A 425-nucleotide genomic window follows, 5' to 3' on the forward strand; every position below is an offset into this window, starting at 1 on the left:
CTTTATAGATGAATTTGAGAAGGGAAAATACCCTCGTGAAATTTTTCTTGAAGCAGGTTTTGATATTGATATTATCGGCATGACACGCGTAAATAAAGCAGCCTATCGTTGGCGTACTACATATAAAGAACGTGGGATGGTGGGATTAGAGGATGCAAGAAAACATCATTCAGGTCTCCATTGTCTAAACAATATTTTGTTTTTAACTCTTCTAAAATGAATGAAAAATCAACAAGTTCATTGATTTAGCGAAGTATATTATCTTTTGGCACAACAATATCGTAGATCGCCATATATGGACTTAAATTAAGGGTTTCTTGATTTATAATCATCGGGGGCACCACCTGCACATTAATTCTTTTATTATAAAGGAAAGCGTGACTAAAATAATTGTGTGATACATTGCGTTGTTTGGAGAAGCATCG

Annotated in this window: 2 pseudogenes; one reads left to right on the forward strand and one right to left on the reverse strand. The window is 34.6% G+C overall.

The window, feature by feature from the left end:
• Positions 1 to 220, forward strand: a pseudogene (locus PVA17_RS25050) (hypothetical protein); the annotation flags it as partial.
• On the opposite strand, the pseudogene PVA17_RS25055 reads toward PVA17_RS25050, so the two are convergent.
• Positions 177 to 332: pseudogene (locus PVA17_RS25055) on the reverse strand (transposase); the annotation flags it as partial. The pseudogenes PVA17_RS25050 and PVA17_RS25055 sit on opposite strands and share 44 nt — an antisense overlap.
• Positions 333 to 425: the final 93 nt, after the last annotated feature.

The sequence above is a fragment of the Lysinibacillus sp. CNPSo 3705 genome (assembly GCF_028674935.1).
In the GTDB taxonomy this organism is placed as follows: Bacteria; Bacillota; Bacilli; order Bacillales_A; family Planococcaceae; genus Lysinibacillus.